Source organism: Dactylosporangium sp. NPDC050588 (genome assembly GCF_040654975.1).
Taxonomy (GTDB): Bacteria; Actinomycetota; Actinomycetes; order Mycobacteriales; family Micromonosporaceae; genus Dactylosporangium; species Dactylosporangium maewongense.
Window position 1 is genome coordinate 32,370 of the sequence record NZ_JBFAJA010000066.1, and the last position, 15,362, is coordinate 47,731.

General features: G+C 73.9%; 19 protein-coding genes. 11 read left to right on the forward strand and 8 right to left on the reverse strand.

What is annotated here, in order from left to right; genetic code table 11:
• Nucleotides 1-59 precede the first annotated feature (59 nt).
• Nucleotides 60-479 (reverse strand): YjdF family protein, encoded by a 420-nt coding sequence (locus AB0I21_RS37945; RefSeq protein ID WP_360568531.1) that lies wholly within the window; start codon nucleotides 477-479, stop codon nucleotides 60-62.
• Between the two features lie 196 nt (nucleotides 480-675).
• Between AB0I21_RS37945 and AB0I21_RS37950 the strand changes: the two genes are divergently transcribed.
• Nucleotides 676-1,125: a hypothetical protein gene (locus AB0I21_RS37950; RefSeq protein ID WP_360568532.1), complete on the forward strand. Its 450-nt coding sequence runs from the start codon at nucleotides 676-678 to the stop codon at nucleotides 1,123-1,125.
• Here AB0I21_RS37950 and AB0I21_RS37955 read toward each other — a convergent pair.
• From AB0I21_RS37955 to AB0I21_RS37970, 4 genes are all read right to left on the reverse strand, one after another.
• A complete protein-coding gene (locus AB0I21_RS37955; RefSeq protein WP_360568533.1) occupies nucleotides 1,104-1,835 on the reverse strand; it encodes a hypothetical protein in 732 nt (243 codons plus the stop codon). The genes AB0I21_RS37950 and AB0I21_RS37955 overlap by 22 nt on opposite strands.
• A gap of 74 nt (nucleotides 1,836-1,909) precedes the next feature.
• On the reverse strand, nucleotides 1,910-2,740 hold the full coding sequence (locus tag AB0I21_RS37960; protein ID WP_360568534.1) for a class I SAM-dependent methyltransferase: 831 nt from the start codon (nucleotides 2,738-2,740) through the stop codon (nucleotides 1,910-1,912).
• 87 nt (nucleotides 2,741-2,827) lie between these two features.
• Nucleotides 2,828-2,965 (reverse strand): hypothetical protein, encoded by a 138-nt coding sequence (locus AB0I21_RS37965; RefSeq protein WP_360568535.1) that lies wholly within the window; start codon nucleotides 2,963-2,965, stop codon nucleotides 2,828-2,830.
• Nucleotides 2,962-3,903, reverse strand: coding sequence for a helix-turn-helix domain-containing protein (locus tag AB0I21_RS37970; RefSeq protein WP_360568536.1), 942 nt, complete (start codon nucleotides 3,901-3,903; stop codon nucleotides 2,962-2,964). Before AB0I21_RS37970 ends, AB0I21_RS37965 begins: the two co-directional genes overlap by 4 nt.
• A gap of 71 nt (nucleotides 3,904-3,974) precedes the next feature.
• Here AB0I21_RS37970 and AB0I21_RS37975 point away from each other — a divergent pair, with 71 nt between their 5' ends.
• Nucleotides 3,975-5,000, forward strand: coding sequence for an NAD(P)H-binding protein (locus tag AB0I21_RS37975; RefSeq protein WP_360568537.1), 1,026 nt, complete (start codon nucleotides 3,975-3,977; stop codon nucleotides 4,998-5,000).
• 107 nt (nucleotides 5,001-5,107) lie between these two features.
• On the opposite strand, the gene AB0I21_RS37980 is transcribed toward AB0I21_RS37975, so the two are convergent.
• Both AB0I21_RS37980 and AB0I21_RS37985 read right to left on the reverse strand, forming a co-directional pair.
• Nucleotides 5,108-5,680: a hypothetical protein gene (locus AB0I21_RS37980; RefSeq protein WP_360568538.1), complete on the reverse strand. Its 573-nt coding sequence runs from the start codon at nucleotides 5,678-5,680 to the stop codon at nucleotides 5,108-5,110.
• 107 nt (nucleotides 5,681-5,787) lie between these two features.
• The gene (locus AB0I21_RS37985; protein ID WP_360568578.1) at nucleotides 5,788-6,171 is read right to left on the reverse strand and encodes a VOC family protein; all 384 of its coding nucleotides are present in this window, start codon (nucleotides 6,169-6,171) and stop codon (nucleotides 5,788-5,790) included.
• Here AB0I21_RS37985 and AB0I21_RS37990 point away from each other — a divergent pair.
• The 5 genes from AB0I21_RS37990 (at nucleotide 6,157) to AB0I21_RS38010 (ending at nucleotide 11,881) form a co-directional block, all read left to right on the forward strand.
• Nucleotides 6,157-6,615 (forward strand): DivIVA domain-containing protein, encoded by a 459-nt coding sequence (locus AB0I21_RS37990; RefSeq protein WP_360568539.1) that lies wholly within the window; start codon nucleotides 6,157-6,159, stop codon nucleotides 6,613-6,615. The genes AB0I21_RS37985 and AB0I21_RS37990 overlap by 15 nt on opposite strands.
• A 171-nt stretch (nucleotides 6,616-6,786) precedes the next feature.
• Nucleotides 6,787-8,988 (forward strand): MMPL family transporter, encoded by a 2,202-nt coding sequence (locus tag AB0I21_RS37995; protein WP_360568540.1) that lies wholly within the window; start codon nucleotides 6,787-6,789, stop codon nucleotides 8,986-8,988.
• Between the two features lie 28 nt (nucleotides 8,989-9,016).
• Nucleotides 9,017-10,348 carry a potassium transporter TrkG gene (locus AB0I21_RS38000; RefSeq protein WP_360568541.1) on the forward strand — a complete coding sequence of 444 codons (1,332 nt, stop codon included), beginning with the start codon at nucleotides 9,017-9,019 and terminating at the stop codon, nucleotides 10,346-10,348.
• Nucleotides 10,349-10,366: 18 nt separating this feature from the next.
• A complete protein-coding gene (locus tag AB0I21_RS38005) occupies nucleotides 10,367-11,035 on the forward strand; it encodes a TrkA family potassium uptake protein (RefSeq protein WP_360568542.1) in 669 nt (222 codons plus the stop codon).
• Nucleotides 11,036-11,122: 87 nt separating this feature from the next.
• Nucleotides 11,123-11,881 carry an alpha/beta hydrolase gene (locus AB0I21_RS38010; RefSeq protein WP_360568543.1) on the forward strand — a complete coding sequence of 253 codons (759 nt, stop codon included), beginning with the start codon at nucleotides 11,123-11,125 and terminating at the stop codon, nucleotides 11,879-11,881.
• An 80-nt stretch (nucleotides 11,882-11,961) separates the two neighbouring features.
• On the opposite strand, the gene AB0I21_RS38015 is transcribed toward AB0I21_RS38010, so the two are convergent.
• Nucleotides 11,962-12,552: a hypothetical protein gene (locus tag AB0I21_RS38015; RefSeq protein WP_360568544.1), complete on the reverse strand. Its 591-nt coding sequence runs from the start codon at nucleotides 12,550-12,552 to the stop codon at nucleotides 11,962-11,964.
• 136 nt (nucleotides 12,553-12,688) lie between these two features.
• Between AB0I21_RS38015 and AB0I21_RS38020 the strand changes: the two genes are divergently transcribed.
• The 4 genes from AB0I21_RS38020 (at nucleotide 12,689) to AB0I21_RS38035 (ending at nucleotide 15,259) form a co-directional block, all read left to right on the forward strand.
• On the forward strand, nucleotides 12,689-13,156 hold the full coding sequence (locus AB0I21_RS38020; protein WP_360568545.1) for a chemotaxis protein CheX: 468 nt from the start codon (nucleotides 12,689-12,691) through the stop codon (nucleotides 13,154-13,156).
• Nucleotides 13,157-13,436: 280 nt separating this feature from the next.
• The gene (locus AB0I21_RS38025; protein WP_360568546.1) at nucleotides 13,437-14,201 is read left to right on the forward strand and encodes a nitroreductase; all 765 of its coding nucleotides are present in this window, start codon (nucleotides 13,437-13,439) and stop codon (nucleotides 14,199-14,201) included.
• A 69-nt stretch (nucleotides 14,202-14,270) separates the two neighbouring features.
• A complete protein-coding gene (locus tag AB0I21_RS38030; RefSeq protein ID WP_354899953.1) occupies nucleotides 14,271-14,582 on the forward strand; it encodes an antibiotic biosynthesis monooxygenase in 312 nt (103 codons plus the stop codon).
• Nucleotides 14,579-15,259: an alpha/beta fold hydrolase gene (locus AB0I21_RS38035; RefSeq protein WP_360568547.1), complete on the forward strand. Its 681-nt coding sequence runs from the start codon at nucleotides 14,579-14,581 to the stop codon at nucleotides 15,257-15,259. Before AB0I21_RS38030 ends, AB0I21_RS38035 begins: the two co-directional genes overlap by 4 nt.
• Nucleotides 15,260-15,362: the final 103 nt, after the last annotated feature.

The following is a 15,362-nucleotide window of genomic DNA, read 5'->3' on the forward strand; positions in this document are numbered from 1 at the left end:
CACTGGTACACCCCCGACGACACCGACCGTGACGGCCGAGGTCGCCACCGGCCCGGCCGTCAGTGGCCGCGGTGGCGGTCGCGGGCCTTGGCGCGCCGGGCGTCGCGGCGGTGCTCGGCGTGTGCCTCCTTCGCCTCGCGGCCGCGTCGGGTGGAGGCCTGCTTGCGCAGCTCCAGCTCCTTGCGGACCGCCTCCTGCGCCGCGGTGCTCGGCCGCGCCGCCCGCGCGGCCCGGGCCGCGTCCCGGGCCAGCCGCTTCGGGCTGCGGGCCGGGGGCTGCGCCGGCTGACCGGCCACCGCGGCGGACCGTCCGGCCCGGTCGAGCAGGGCACCGCCGTGCCGGAGCAGGAACTGGTACAGCTCGGCATCGGTCGGCTCGCTGCCGAAGACGTGCCGGGTCGCCCGTACACCATTCGGATCACGCACTTCGAGCACGGCAACCCAGAACGGGTTGTCGAAGAACACGGTCATCGTCGTCATCACGGTCTCTTGAGTGCAGGCAGCATGCGTCCTGCACCGGACAACCGGTCAGCGAACCCACCGGCAGGAGACGGATCGCCACCGAAGCGGCGACGCCCCGACTACCGACGGGGCCGTGTTTTCGTGCGCCGCCAACGATACCCCTGCGCCGGCAGATGGGCGGCGGTTGATCGGTGGGGGCGGTAGGGTCCGCGGCATGGAGTTGCGCGACGCGCTACGACGCAGGCCGGTCACGGCCGAGCGACGAGCCGCGATCACGGCGGCGGTACAGCGGATCGAGGAGCTCGTCGGCAGCGGTGCGGACGCCGCCGCGGCGGTCGCGGCACTCAACGAGACGACCGGCCACCGCTTCGGGCCCGACGACTTCCGCTATCACTGCGGAGCGCCGGACCGCGAAGCGCTGATCGAGTGGGCGTGCGCGGCGCCGCCGGCCCGGCTGCCTGACATCACCCGGGACGAACTGGTCGAGATCGTGCGTCGCATTCTCGCCGACCCGGCCGACGACTGGTCCATCGCCGCGTTCGACCACAACACCGTGATGCCCGGCGCGAGCGGCCTCATCTTCCACCCGCCGCCGGCACTGCGCGACGCGACGGCGGAACAGATCGTCGACGCCGCGCTGGCCTACCGCCCGATCGCCCTCTGACGCGGCGCGGGCCGGACGGTGGCCGTGTCCGCGCGCACCCGACCGTCACTGGCGCGGACGTGGTGAGCGTGAGCGGGGGCGCGGAAGCGCGGCGGGTGGACGGCTGACGTCCGGCCGGCGGCGGCGCGGGGCGCACGGCCGGCGGGCTTGACCCGCACCGCCCCGGGAAGGTCTTCCTGCCGGGCCCACCGGAAGGCCGTCGTAAGACCGGCCGGGTCCAGGTTCATCGCCTTGACGATCAGCCGGTGCTGGAACTCGGCGAAGACCTTCGTCCCGGTGCCGAACTCCCCGCGCAGCGTGACACCGAGCCGATCCAGGTCCACGGAGCCCACTCCGAACGGTGCGAACACACCGGGATCGGCACCGCCGAAGCGGACCCCGGTCTCGTTGCCGCCGCCGATGTACCGGCCGGCGAGCGCTGCCCGGTCGGAGACGTACTCGTGGACGCGGTCCCCGTCGCGGTAGACGGTGATGAACGCCGCGTCCGAGTCGACGACGACGTGGCTCAGCACGGGCGTGCGCAGCCGCGCGCTGACCGACCGCGCCAACCCGTCGACGTCGGCGACATCGTGCTCACCTTCGCGCGGCAGCACCGCCACCCGACCCGCCGCCGCAGGCACGACCCACGCGTCGGCGCCGAGGTCCGTCAGGGCGGACACCACCCCGGCGAGCTCCCCGACCACCATCATCGTCTTGTAGCTGGTGCCCACGGCGTTCGTGCCTCCCGCGCTCTTGATCAGCCAGCGGAGGATACGCGCCGCACCAGGCTCCCGTGAGCCCGGTGCTACGGCTTCGTCGCGTGGGCGCCGACGAGGGACGGGGTCCAGACGACCGTGCCGTTGGTGACGGCGTCGGTGCGGAGGCGGTCGGCGAGGGTGTCGAGGTCGCCGGGGAGGTCGAGGCCGAGCTTCTGCATGAGCGGCGCGAGGGCTCGGGTGACGCCGGCCAGCCAGGCGTAGCCGCCGAAGCCGGGGCCGCCACCGATCAGAGCCTCGTCGCGCATCGTGGGTTCGGGCAGGCCGGCGGCGGTGTACGCGCTGAACAGCTGGCGGCCCATGCGGACCTGCATGCCGGCGCGGCGGAAGGCTTCGGTGGTGAGCCGGCCGGTGTCGTTCCACAGCGACGCCTCGGGCAGGGACCGCGCGGCGATCGCGGGGTCGAGGTCGAGCTCCTGGAAGGCGATGATCCCGCCGGAGCGGACCCGGGCGGCGACGGCACGCAGCGCCGCGACGGGGTCGGTGCGGTACATCAGGACCAGGCGCCCGACGGCGGCGTCGAACCCGGTCCCGGCGTCGGCGGTGTCCAGGTCACCCTCGACGAATTCGATGTTGGACAGCCCGAGCGCCTCGGCCCGGCCCCGGGCGACCCCCAGCGCCGCCGCGTCGACGTCGACGCCGACGACCGTGCCCTGCGGTCCGACGATGCCGGCGGCGAGCAGCGCCACGTCGCCGGCGCCGCTGCCCACGTCGAGGACCCGCATGCCGGGGCGCAGGCCCGCGTCGCGCAGCAGCCGTTCGGTGGTGCCGTGCAGGAACAGCGCCTGACGGCCGAGTCGTTCGTACTCCTCCTGCGACCGCTCCAGCGCGTACGCCGGGTCGCCTGCTGGGTTTCCCATCGCCCCAGGCTGGCTGCCCGGCGGGCGCCGCGCAGCCAGCATCAGGACAGCCGCGGATTGAACCGCCGGCGCATCCCGTGCGTGCGGTCAGGCGCTCTCGGAGACCTCGAAGCCGACGAGCCAGTGCAGGCCGTAGCGGTCGATGACCTGGCTGTCGGACGCGCCCCAGGGACGCTGCTGCAGTACCGCGGCCGCTTCGCGCTGACCCTGATCGATGCGGGTCATGGAAGGGCGCGGAACGTGCGGCGGTATATGTCCGGCGGGACGCCGAGCGTCCGCTGGAAGTGCCGGCGGAGGGTGGTGGCGGTGCCCATGCCGGCGGCGGAGGCGATGACGTCGATGCCGTCGTCGGTGCTCTCCAGGAGCTGCTGGGCGCGGCGGATGCGTTGCGCGTGCAGCCATTGCAGCGGGGTGGTGCCCGTGACGGCGTGGAAGAGGCGGGCCAGGTGCCGGGAGCTCAGGTTCGCCCGGGCGGCCAGGTCCTCCACGGTGAGCGGCTGGTCGAGGCGCTGCATCACCCACGGGAGCAGGTCGGACAGGGGGTGGCCGTCCTCGTCCGGCACCGGCGTGGTGACGAACTGGGCCTGGCCGCCGGCGCGGTGCGGCGGCACGACGAGGCGGCGGGCGACGATGTTGGCGACGGTCGAGCCGTGGTCGAGGCGGACCAGGTGCAGGCACAGATCCATGGCGGCGGCCTTCCCGGCGGACGTGAGGACACGGCCGTTGTCGATGTACAGCACGTCGGGGTCGACGGCCACCCTCGGGTAGCGCGCGGCGAGCTCGTCGGTGTGCGCCCAGTGCGTCGTGGCGCGGAGCCCGTCGAGAATGCCGGCGGCCGCCAGTACAAAGGCGCCGGTGCACAACGAGACGATCCTGGCGCCCGCGTCGTGGGCCGCGCGCACCGCCTCGACCAGGTCGGCCGGCGGGTCGGCGGCGACGTCGGCGAGCGCCGGCACGATGACGGTGCGGGCGCGCGCCAGGTGGTCGAGGCCGTGGTCGGGCTCCAGCCGGAAGCGGCCGGCCCGCACGCCCCGCGGGCCGCACACCGCGAGGTCATACCAGGGGCCGGTGAGCGCGTCCGGCGGCGGGCCGAACACCTCGCACGCCAGGGCGAGCTCGAAGTGCAGCATCCCGTCGGTGGCGGCGACCGCGACAGAGGTCATGTCGGAAATTGTACGGGTCGCGTCGTTCCGGACACTGGTGCGGCTCGGCGGGCCGGGACAGGATCGTCCGCGTGGATCACTTCAAGGCAGAGGTCGCCGTGTACGGCGCCTACGGGCACACGGGGAAGTTCGTCGTCGCGGAGCTGGCCGAGCGCGGGTACACCCCGCGGCACGTGGGCCGCGACGCCGCCAAGCTGCCGGCCGGCGGGTGGCGGGCGGCGGTGGACGACCCGGCCGCGCTCGACCGCGCGCTGGACGGCGCGGCGGCCGTCATCAACACCGCCGGGCCGTTCGCCACGACCGCCGCGCCGCTTGTCGAGGCCGCGTTGCGGGCGGGCATCCCGTACGTCGACGTCGCCGCCGAGATCGAGGCCAACCGCGACACGTTCAGCCACTTCAAGGACCGCGCGGGGAACACCTCGGTGGTGCCGGCGATGGCGTTCTTCGGCGGACTCGGGGACCTGCTCGTCACCACCGCGATGGGCGAGCGGACCACGGCCGGCGAGGTGCACGTGGCATACGGCCTGAGCGGCTGGCACCCCACCGCCGGGACCCGGGTCGCGGGCGCCGTGTCGGGGGAGCGGCGGGGCGGCCGCAGGGTCCGCTACAGCGGGGGGCGCCTCGAGTACCACACCGACACTCTGCCGGTCCTGGAGTGGCCGTTCCCGGCGCCGCTCGGTCCGCGCGACGTCATCGGGGAGTTCACGATGGCCGACGTCGTCACCGTCCCCAGCCACCTGACGGTCCCGGAGGTGCGCACGTACATGACCGCCACCGCCGCCGCGGACCTGGCCGCGCCGGAGACCCCGGCCCCGGCCGCCGTCGACACGCGGGGCCGCTCCGCGCAGACGTTCATGGTCGACGTCGTGGTCCGCTCCGGCGCCGAGGAGCGCCGCATCACCGCGACCGGCCAGGACATCTACGCGATCAGCGCGCCCCTGGCGGTCGAGGCCGTCGACCGGATCCTCACCGGCCGCGTCAGGGCCACCGGTGTCGCCTCGGCCGGCGCCGCCTTCGACGCCCCGGACTTCCTCCGCGCGCTGTCGCCGCACCTGTCCGTGCACGCGCCGGACGGCGGCGCGTTCACCATCCGTTAACCGTAGGACCGGCGGCCGGTGGGCATGAGACGGCAGAGACACGAGCGAGAGGACGATGCCGTCATGACCGGTCTCGACGGGGTCGCTCACCTGGGCGACAGGGTGCCTCACCGGGGATCGGTCGAGCTGACCACCGCGGCCCTCTGCTCCGGCTCGAGACGGTCGAGCCATGGCGGTGGCCATGACGAGGTCGGAATGTCCCCGGCAAGCCCGAGGTCCGTGCGCGCGGCCCGGTAGAACGCCTTTCTGGTGAGCTCGAACTCGTCGAGGGCATGTGCCCAGTTGTCCCTGCCGGTCAGTATTCCGCGGGCGAAGAACTCCAGCTGCCACACACTCTGGTGCCAGGCGCGCGCGGCCTCGATGGTTTCCGGGTTGCCGAGCAGGAGAACCGTCTCCCACACCTGTGCCCGCAGGCCTGCCGCTGCGGCCAGCTCCACCTGGCCGCGTTCCAGCGGCACCGCGTCCGACGAGTGCGGGAGCCCTCGTGTGCGAGCCATGCCGGTCGAGAGGTGGACCATCTTCTTGACGGCGTTGCAGTACTCCGTATACGCGGCCAGCCGGGCCGCATCCCATCGCACGCGCTGGTCCCTGCGCCAGCGGGCCCGTTCACCGAGATTCGACAGGATGAAGCCCAGGACCGTGCCGATGACCGCGCCCGCAAGCGCAGACAGCTCTTGCATGGTGTCCCCTCACGCTCGCCTACCGCCACTGTGGGGCAAGGACGCAACGTCGGCAGCGCAGGTCGAAGGTCCACGCGCCGGAGGGCGGCGGCCCCCCGCACCGCCGATCACGGCGCGGCGGCGAGGCAGAACGGGTGGCCGGCCGGGTCGAGCAGGACCGTCCAGCGGCCGTCGCCCGGCTGGTGCGGGGCGACGGTGGCGCCGAGCTCGATCATGCGGGCCAGCGCGGCGGCCGGGTCGTCGGCGTACAGGTCGAGGTGGAACTGCTGCGGCGCGGACGGGTCCGGCCAGCGCGGTGGCCGGTGGTCGGCGACGCGCTGGAAGCACAGGTTGATCCCGCCGGGCGGCACCGCGGCGAGCGCGACGGCGTCGTCGCTGTCGTGTTCCCGCTCCGCGCCGGTGACCGCCTGGTAGAAGTGCCTGGTGCCGCTGCTGACGGGCTGCGGTGGTTGAGCCGGGCACCGACAATGCAGTGCATGGTTGCGTTCGATGTCGTCCTGCGCGGGTACGACCGGCGTGCCGTCGACGCCCTGGTGCGGGCGGTCGAGGCGGCCGCGGGCGACCGGGACCGGGTCGCGGCCGCGGTGCGCGCGGCCGGCCGGCTGCCGGTGGTGCTCCGCGGCTACTCGCCGGCCCAGGTCGACGCCTGGCTGGCGGCCTCCCGCACCGTCGAGCCGGATCCGGGCGCCGGCCCCGCCCCGGTCTGGGCGGCGGCCGTCGAGCTGCCGGTCGTGCTGCGCGGATACCGCCCCGCGGAGACCGACGCGCTGTTCACCCTCGTCGCCGGTGCGATCGCGAGCGGCGACGCCGCCCGGCGGGCCGACGCGCTGCGGGCGATCGGCGACGCGCGCCTGCCGGTCGCGTTCCGCGGCTTCGACCGGGCCGCGGTCGACGCCTGGCTCGACCGGGCCGCCCGCCAGCTGCGCTCCGGATAGGGCCGGCGGGTTCTCACCGCCCCGTTACGTGTGCCGCCGCGGGCGCGCGCCGCATCGACGCGGCCGTGGACGGTAGGGCTGTCCCTACCGGGCCGCCGCCCGCCCGCCCCACCCCGGGTCCGCCGGTCCGCCGGATCGATCCGGGGTGGGCGCCTCAATAGCGTTCCAGGCATGGAATCCAGGGACAACGTGAAGGGCATCGCGGCGCGGGTCGCGGTGTGGAGCGCCCGCCATCGCGCGCTCGCCATCATCGGATGGCTCGTCTTCGTCGTCGGGGTCACCGTACTCAGCGGGCAGGCCGGGATGGTCGAGGCGGGCAGCGGCGACTTCGGCAACGGCGAGTCGGGCCGCGCCGACCGGATCGTCGCCCAGGCCGGCTTCCCCGAGCAGGGCGCCGGCGAGATGGTGATCGTCACCAGCAAGTCCACAGTGGACGACCCGGACCTCGAGGCCGCCGTCGCGGAGGTCGCCGCCGCCGTGAACGGCACCGGCGCCACCGAGCCCGTCGCGGCGCCGGTCACCTCCGAGGACGGCAGGTCGGTGCTGCTCACGTTCACCGTGCGCGGCGACCCGGAGACCGCCAAGGACCGCATCCAGCCGGTCCTGGACGCCGTCGCCGGCGTGCAGCGCGCGCACCCCCAGCTGTACATCGCCGAGGCCGGCGACGCCAGCGGCGACAAGCTCATCGGCGACGAACTCGACGAGGGCCTGAACCGGCTGTCGATGCTGTCGATCCCGGTCACCCTCGGCATCCTGCTCGTCGCGTTCGGCGCGATCGTCGCGGCGCTGCTGCCCGTCGGGCTGGCCGTCACCGCGGTCGTCGGGGCGGTCGGGCTCCTCGCGTTCGCCAGCCACCTCGCGCCGGCCGTCGACACCACGATGCACGTCATGCTGCTGGTCGGGCTCGCCGTCGGCGTCGACTACTGCCTGTTCTACATCCGCCGGGAGCGCGACGAGCGGCGCAACGGCGTCGACCCGCACCGGGCCCTGGTCATCGCCGCGCAGACGTCCGGCCGGTCGATCTGGGTCTCGGGGCTGACCGTCATCGTCGCCATGGCCGGCATGTTCCTGACCCGCGACACGACGTTCGTCAGCTTCGCCGTCGGCACCATCCTCGTCGTCGCCACCGCCGTCCTCGGCTCGCTGACGGTCCTGCCGGCGCTGCTGTCCGCGCTCGGCGACCGGGTCGACCTCGGGAAGATCCCCGGCCTGTACCGCCGGCGCGGCGGCGGAGGCCGCGTCTGGGGTGCGGTGCTGCGGCTGGTGCTGAAGCGCCCGCTGGTCTCCACCGTCGTCGCCGTCGCCGCGCTCGGCGTGCTCGCCGCGCCCGCGCTGGACCTGCGCACCAAGGGTGAGGGCGTCGAGGACCTGTCCCCGAGCGCGCCGATCACCCAGGCGTTCCTGGCGATCCAGGCGGCGTTCCCCGGCGGCACCGGACCCGCCGAGGTCGTCGTCAAGGCACCCGCCGTCACCGGCGCCGGGTGGGACGCGGCGGTGACGGAGTTCAAGCGGCAGGCGCTCGCCACGGGCAAGCTGCACGAGCCGGTCACGGTGAGCGTCAACCCCGCCGGCGATGTGGCCGTCATCAGCGTCGGCCTGTCCGGCACCGGCAGCGACCGCGCCTCCGAGGAGGCCCTGGCCGCCCTGCGCGGGACGGTCATCCCCGCGACGCTCGCGAAGCAGCCGGGTGCGTGGGTCGGCGTCACGGGCGGCACCGCCGGCTCGAAGGACTTCAACGACCAGCTCGCCGGCTCCATGCCGCTGGTCTTCGGGTTCGTGCTGGGGCTGGCGTTCCTGCTGCTGCTCGTGTCGTTCCGGTCGGTCGTCGTCGCCGTCACCGGCGTGGTGCTCAACCTGCTGTCGGTCGCCGCGGCCTACGGGATGCTGGTGTTCGTCTTCCAGTACGGCCACTTCGAGTCGCTGCTGGACTTCCGCGCCGCCGACGGCATCACGAACTGGATGCCGCTGTTCCTCTTCGTCATCCTGTTCGGCCTGTCGATGGACTACCACGTCTTCGTCGTCAGCCGCATCCGCGAGGGCCACGACCGGGGGCTGCCGACCCGGCAGGCGGTCACCGAGGGCATCACCGCCACCGCCGGCGTCATCACCAGCGCCGCCGCGGTCATGGTGGCGGTGTTCGCGCTGTTCGCCACGCTGCCCCTGGTCTCCACCAAGGAGCTCGGCGTCGGGCTCGCGGCGGCGGTCCTGCTCGACGCGACGATCGTCCGTGCGGTGCTCCTGCCGGCCACGATGGCCCTGCTCGGCGAGCGCAACTGGTGGCTGCCCCGCTGGCTCGGCTGGCTGCCGGAGGTCTCCCACGACGTGCCGGCGCAGCCCACCGATGCCCGGGAGCTGGCGACGAGCAGCGTGTGACCGCCGGCGCGGCCATAGGATCTTCCCCATGCTCCGTGCCCTGCGGCACCCGACCCGCCTGCTGCCGACGGCGTTCCTGGCCGCGCTCGCCGTCGGCACCGGCCTGCTCATGCTCCCCGCGGCCCGCGCCGCCGGGGAGCCCGCGCCGTTCCTGGTGGCGCTGTTCACCGCCGCGTCATCGGTGTTCATCACCGGCATGAGCACCGTCGACCCGGCGACCTACTGGTCACCGGCCGGCCAGGGCATCATCCTCGGCCTCATCCAGGTCGGCGGCTTCGGCATCATGACCTTCGCGACCGTCCTCGGGCTGATGGTCTCGCGCCGGCTCGCGCTGCGCACCCGGCTCGTCGCCCAGGCCGAGACCCGCTCGCTCAACCTCGGCGAGGTGCGGGCGCTGCTGCTGCGGGTCCTGGCCATGATGGTCGGCTTCGAGCTGGTGGTCGCCGCCGTGCTGACCGTCCGCTTCCGCACCACCTACGACGACTCGTTCGGCACCGCGCTCTGGCACGGTGTCTTCCACGCGGTCAGCGCCTTCAACAACGCCGGGACCACCCTGTACTCCGACAGCTTCATGGGCTTCGTCGGCGACCCGTGGATCTGCGGCACCGTCGCCGTCGCCGTCATCCTCGGCGGTCTCGGGTTCCCCGTGATGCTGGAGCTCTACCGGGAGTGGCGCAAGCCGCGGTACTGGTCGATCCACACCCGCCTCACGGTCTGGGGCTCGGCGATCCTGCTGCTCGTCGGCGCCGGCGCGGTCACCGCCTTCGAGTGGTCCAACCCCGCGACCCTCGGCCCGCTCAACTGGTGGCAGACCCTCGTCGGCGGCACGTTCTGCGGGGTCAGCCCCCGCACCGCCGGGTTCAACAGCATCGACTACGCGGCGGCCCGCCCGGAGACCCTCGCCCTCACCAACGTCCTCATGTTCATCGGCGGCGGCAGCGCCGGCACGTCCGGCGGCATCAAGGTCACCACGTTCTTCCTGCTCGCGTTCGTCATCTGGGCCGAGGTCCGGGGCGAGGACGACGTCAACGTCGGCGCCCGCCGGGTCCCGGCGCAGACGGTCCGGCAGGCGGTCACCGTCGCGTTGCTGGGCGTCGGCACCGTCGCGCTGGGGACGCTGGTCCTGCTGCTGATCACCGCGCTGCCGTTCGACCGGGTGCTGTTCGAGGCGACCGCCGCGTTCTCCACCGCGGGGCTGTCGACCGGCATCACCGCGTCCCTGCCGCCGGCCGGCCAGCTGACGCTCGTCGCGCTGATGTTCATCGGCAGGGTCGGTACGATCACGGTGGCCTCCGCGATCGCGCTGCGGCACCGGAAGCTGCGCTACCGCCTGCCCGAGGAGCGGCCGATCATCGGGTGACGTTTCCGGGGAGGCTCCATGGGCAAGAGCGACGCGTCGGGCGGCGTGGTGGTCATCGGCCTCGGCCGCTTCGGCGGGCAGGTCGCCGAGTCGCTCACCGAGCTCGGCCACGAGGTCCTCGGCATCGACGAGAACGCCGAGATCGTGCAGAAGCTTGCCGACGTCCTCACCCACGTCGTGCAGGCCGACTCCACCGACGAGGCGGCCCTGCGCCAGATCGGGGTCCCCGAGTTCAACCGCGCCGTCGTCGGGATCGGCACCGACATCGAGGCGAGCGTCCTGACCGTCCTGGCCCTCACCGAGCTCGGCATCGAGGAGATCTGGGCCAAGGCCATCTCCGCCAAGCACGGCCGCATCCTGGAGCGCGTCGGTGCCCGGCACGTCGTCTTCCCCGAGGCCGACATGGGCGTGCGCGTCGCGCACCTCGTCACCGGCAAGCTGCTGGACTTCATCGAGCTCGACGACGGCTACGCCATCGCCAAGGTCTGCCCGCCCGACGACATGATCGGCCAGACCTTGACCCAGCTCGCCCTGCGCACCCGGCACGGCATCACCGTCGTCGCCGTCAAACGCGCCGGCGAGGAGGCCGAGACCGCCCTGCCCGACACCGTCATCCGGCGCGGCGACACCCTGATCGTCTCCGGCCCGACGGAGAAGGTCGAGCAGCTCGGCGCCCGCCCCACCTGACCCCTTCCAGCGGCGGGGCTTCGGGGCAGCGGGATCGGCCGGGGTGCGGCATGATCGGTCGCGGGCGGACGGGCGGGGGAGGTCCTGGTGCGGCGATACGCCGACGGCGACGGCATGCGCATGTGGCACGACGAGCGCGGCTCGGGCGAGCCGGTGGTGCTGCTGCACGGCGCGATCGTCGACTCGCGCTGCTTCGCCGGCAACCTGGACGCGCTGGCGGGGTCGTTCCGGCTCTACCTTCCGGAGCGGCGCGGCCACGGGCACACCGCGGACCCGGGTGGCCCGCTCAGCCCGCAGGTGATGGCCGCGGACATGATCGCGTTCCTGGAGACCGTGGTGGGTGGGGCGGCCGCCCTGGTCGGGTACAGCGCGGGCGGGGTGGTGGCGCTGCTGACGGCGTTGGCCCGCCCGGACCTGGTGTCCCGGCTGGTGCTGATCAGCACCGCGTTCCACCAGGACGGCTGGGTGCTGCCGCCCGCCTCGCCGGCGGACATCCCGCAGATCATCTACGACCAGCACGCCGGCGTGTCGCCGGACGGGCCCGGGCGGCTGACGTCCGTCATCGAGCGGATCGCCGAGTCGGCGAAGGCGGGAGACCTGGCGCTGACCGCGGCCGACCTGGGGGCGGTCGGCTGCCGCACGCTGGTGCTCGTCGGCGACGACGACGCCGTGTCCCTGGAGCACACGCTGGCGCTCTATCGCGGGCTGCCCGACGCCGAGCTCGCCGTGGTGCCCCGCGCCTCGCACACGCTGCTGATCGAGCAGCCGCAGCTGTGCACCGGCCTGGTCGCGGCGTTCCTCGACGGGACACCGGCGACGACGCACATGCCGATCCGCCGGGCCTGAACGGGTGCGGCCCGGGCGGCAGGACCGGTGCGCACGAACGGCCCGGGACGCGTGGTCCCGGGCCGTTCGCCGAAGGGTGGTCAGATGAGCCAGCGGTTGCGCTGGACGAAGGGGAGCTTGGCCCAGAGGCGGCCGAGGCCCCAGGTGTGGCCGGCGTATGCGGCGGCGAGGACGACCAGCACCACCGCGTAGACCAGGTGGTAGTCGGCGAACGGGTTGGTCGAGCCGCTCGCGGCGCCGGCCGCGGTGTGCTGCGCGATCGGGAACTCCGCCAGCCACATCATCGCCATGATGAGCGCGCCCGAGGCGGCGGCGATCCGCAGGCCGATCCCGGCGATGAGGGCCAGGCCGACGCCGAGCATGCCGAGCATGAACAGCCAGTTCGCCCACCAGGTGCCGGCCATGGCGTGGAACGCCGACTGCAGCGGGCCGACGTCGACGGAGCTCAGGAAGCCCTTCGTGGGCGAGCCGCCGTTGATCCAGGCCTTCGCCGACGGGGTCGCGTAGCCGAGGCCGAACGTCTTGTCGAGGAACGCCCAGAGGAACACGAACCCGGTGCCGACCCGCAGCACCGCGAGCGCCTTCGCGGCGGTCTTGGTGAGCATGCTGCCGGGGGCTTCGACCCGCTCGAGGTGGCTGACAGGGGTGTGGTGGACGGATGCGGCGCTCATTTCGGGCCTCCAGTCGGTGTCCTTGACGACTTCAGTGTTGTCGTCGCGGCGCCGGTGCGAACGGGCCGGAAGTCCCGTGTTCGCGGGACCTCAAGCCGGGCGCGGGCCTGCCGATGGGACCACCGGGGGTGGTCTCGTGGACCCGGAGCCGTCGCTGTCCGAGGACGACGTGCGGGGCATCGTCTGGCAGGTGTGGACGGCGTACCTGAACTGCGCGCCGGAGGTGACGCCCGCCCCGGAGCCGCCGGCGGACACCGCGGACGTGACGGCCAGCATCGGCCTCGCCGGCGCGTGGAACGGCCTCGCCGTGCTGCGCTGCGGGCTGCCGGTGGCGGGGGTGGTCGCCGGCGCGATGCTCGACGTCGACCCCACGAGCGCCAACGCCGACGACTGCGCCGACGCGCTCGGCGAGCTGGTCAACATCCTCGCCGGCAACGTGAAGAGCCTGCTGCCGAAGCCCAGTCACCTGTCGCTGCCGCAGGTGGTGGTCGGCCGGGCGAAGATCGTGTGGCCGGGCACGACGCCGCTGCACACGCTGCAGGTCACGCTGAACACCGAGCCGATGCTCCTGACGATCCTGCACGGCCAGCCCAAGCCCGCCTGACCCCCCGCCTGATCCCGGAGCGAGGGTGGACGGGACCTTCGCCTCTGGCGGTCGCCCGGCGTCCCGGGAAGCGTCGTACCCGGCAGATATCGTGCACACCCGCCGGGGGCATCCATGTGGGACCAGGACACGTTCGTCTCCGCGGTCGGCGACGCGGTGCGGGCGCCGTCGATCCACAACAGCCAGCCGTGGCGCTTCCGCCGCACGGAGGGCGGCATCGAGGTGCGTGTCGACCCGGCGAGGGCGCTGCCGGCCACGGACCCGGACGGCCGGGCCGCGCGTGTCGTGCGGGGCCGCGGCGGCCAACCTCGCCCTGTCGCTCGCGGTCGCCGAGGTGCCCGCGGACGTCGCGGCCCATGCGGGCGTGGTGCACCTGACGCCGGCCGTACCGCGGCCGCCGACGCCGCTGGAGCGCCGCCTGCACTGGCAGATCTGGCGCCGGCACACCAACCGGTCGCCGTTCGCCGACACCGCCGTCGCCGCCGGCGTCACCACCCAGCTCGTGCGGCAGGTCGAGTCGGACGGCGGCTGGCTGGACCTGGTCGAGGACGGACCGGACCTGCACTCCCTGGCGGCGCTCACCCATGAGGCCGACACGGAGCTGCGCGCGAACCCCCGGTACCTGGCCGAACTGCGCGCCTGGAGCACCGGCGCCGACCAGGACGTGGAGGGTGTCGGGCCGCGGGCGGCCGGCGCCACGCCACACCCAGGGGAGCTGATGACCCGCCGGGACTTCGGCGGCCCCGGCCACGAGGACACCCGCGACCCCGGCCGCGGCCCGGTCGTCGCCGTGTTCGGCGTGCACGGCGACCGGCCCGCCGACGAGCTGCGGGCCGGCATCGTGCTGCAGCGGCTGCTGCTGCTCGCCGCCGACCTCGGCCTGGCCGCCGCGCTGTTCTCCCAGCCGATCGAGGTGCCGGCCGTGCGCGAGCAGGTGCGGCTCGCCCTGCACCGGTCCCACGACCCGCAGCTCGTGCTCCGCTTCGGCTACGCCCCGTCGACGTGCTTCACGAACCGCCGCCCGCCGTCCGACGTCATCGGGTAGCCCCGGGGGCTTCCGCGGGCCGCGTCCAGATGGAAACATCGGTTCTCACAGCGGAACGAGGGGAGCCCCATGCACGTCGTCGTCAGCCAGGCCTGGACCCGGGACGCGGAGGGCCACGCCGACGCGTACGTCGCGCTGTCCGCGCGGTTCGCCGACTACTTCGCCGCCCATCCCGGCTTCCGGGGCCGCTGGCTGGTCCGCGACGCCGACGACCCGACGCACTTCACCCACATCCGCCTCTTCGACACGGCGGAGTCCTACGCCGAGGCGACCCGCACACCCGGCTACGTCGAGCACACCGAAGCCATGTACGAGCACCTCCGCCCGTACGACACCTACCCCCGCATGACCGGCGAGGTCGTGCTGGAGGACCGGCCGTGACCGTGTTCGTCCTGGTCCATGGCGCCTTCCGGGGCGCGTGGTCGTGGTCGCGGGTCCGCCGCCTGCTGACGGCCGCCGGTCACGAGGTGCACACGCCGTCGCTGACCGGCATGGGCGACCGCCGCCACCTCACCGCCGAGCCGCCCTCCCTGGACACCTGGGCCCTCGACGTCGCCAACCTCCTGACCGAGGAGGACCTGCACGACGTCGTCCTCGCCGGCCACAGCCAGGGCGGCATCGCGATCGCCGCCGCGGCGCCCAGGTGCGCCGACCGCCTGGCCCGGCTCGTCTTCGTCGACGCACCCGAGCCCCTGCCGGGCGAGCGCGCCGCCGCCCTCCTCGGGCCCGTTCCCGACCTGCCCCGCGACCTGTGGCTGCAACCGAAGCCCCTCCAGGCCGGCGCCGGCCTCGACGAGGAGACGGCCGCCTGGATGAACGCCCGCCTCTGCCCGACCCCGCTCGCCCCCTCCCTGGACCCCATGCCCGCGCACACGGCGGCGTCGGCGTCGGTACCGCGCACGCACATCTTCTGCACGGCGACCCCACCCGGATACCCGGCCGCCGTCACCCGCGCCCGCCTCGACACGGCCGGCACCCCGTACCAGCTCATCGACAGCGACCACGACGCCCCGATGTCCCACCCCACCGACCTCGCGGCGCTCCTCACGGGTCGCTGACGAGTGCCGTCCGACGGCGGGCCGCCCCGCGCCGCCGGTAACGCTGCGGCCGGGAAGTGGTCCGGAACCGTTCACGTCGATGGCATCGGTCGATCGGCCCGCT

Excerpts from the sequence above, each read along its gene's own strand:
- AB0I21_RS37945 (WP_360568531.1), bottom strand. The coding sequence starts at position 479 with ATGACGACGATGACCGTGTTCTTCGACAACCCGTTCTGGGTTGCCGTG.
- AB0I21_RS37950 (WP_360568532.1), top strand. The coding sequence starts at position 676 with ATGGAGTTGCGCGACGCGCTACGACGCAGGCCGGTCACGGCCGAGCGA.
- AB0I21_RS37960 (WP_360568534.1), bottom strand. The coding sequence starts at position 2,740 with ATGGGAAACCCAGCAGGCGACCCGGCGTACGCGCTGGAGCGGTCGCAG.
- AB0I21_RS37965 (WP_360568535.1), bottom strand. The coding sequence starts at position 2,965 with ATGACCCGCATCGATCAGGGTCAGCGCGAAGCGGCCGCGGTACTGCAG.
- AB0I21_RS37970 (WP_360568536.1), bottom strand. The coding sequence starts at position 3,903 with ATGACCTCTGTCGCGGTCGCCGCCACCGACGGGATGCTGCACTTCGAG.
- AB0I21_RS37980 (WP_360568538.1), bottom strand. The coding sequence starts at position 5,680 with ATGCAAGAGCTGTCTGCGCTTGCGGGCGCGGTCATCGGCACGGTCCTG.
- AB0I21_RS37990 (WP_360568539.1), top strand. The coding sequence starts at position 6,157 with ATGGTTGCGTTCGATGTCGTCCTGCGCGGGTACGACCGGCGTGCCGTC.
- AB0I21_RS37995 (WP_360568540.1), top strand. The coding sequence starts at position 6,787 with ATGGAATCCAGGGACAACGTGAAGGGCATCGCGGCGCGGGTCGCGGTG.
- AB0I21_RS38000 (WP_360568541.1), top strand. The coding sequence starts at position 9,017 with ATGCTCCGTGCCCTGCGGCACCCGACCCGCCTGCTGCCGACGGCGTTC.
- AB0I21_RS38005 (WP_360568542.1), top strand. The coding sequence starts at position 10,367 with ATGGGCAAGAGCGACGCGTCGGGCGGCGTGGTGGTCATCGGCCTCGGC.
- AB0I21_RS38015 (WP_360568544.1), bottom strand. The coding sequence starts at position 12,552 with ATGAGCGCCGCATCCGTCCACCACACCCCTGTCAGCCACCTCGAGCGG.
- AB0I21_RS38030 (WP_354899953.1), top strand. The coding sequence starts at position 14,271 with ATGCACGTCGTCGTCAGCCAGGCCTGGACCCGGGACGCGGAGGGCCAC.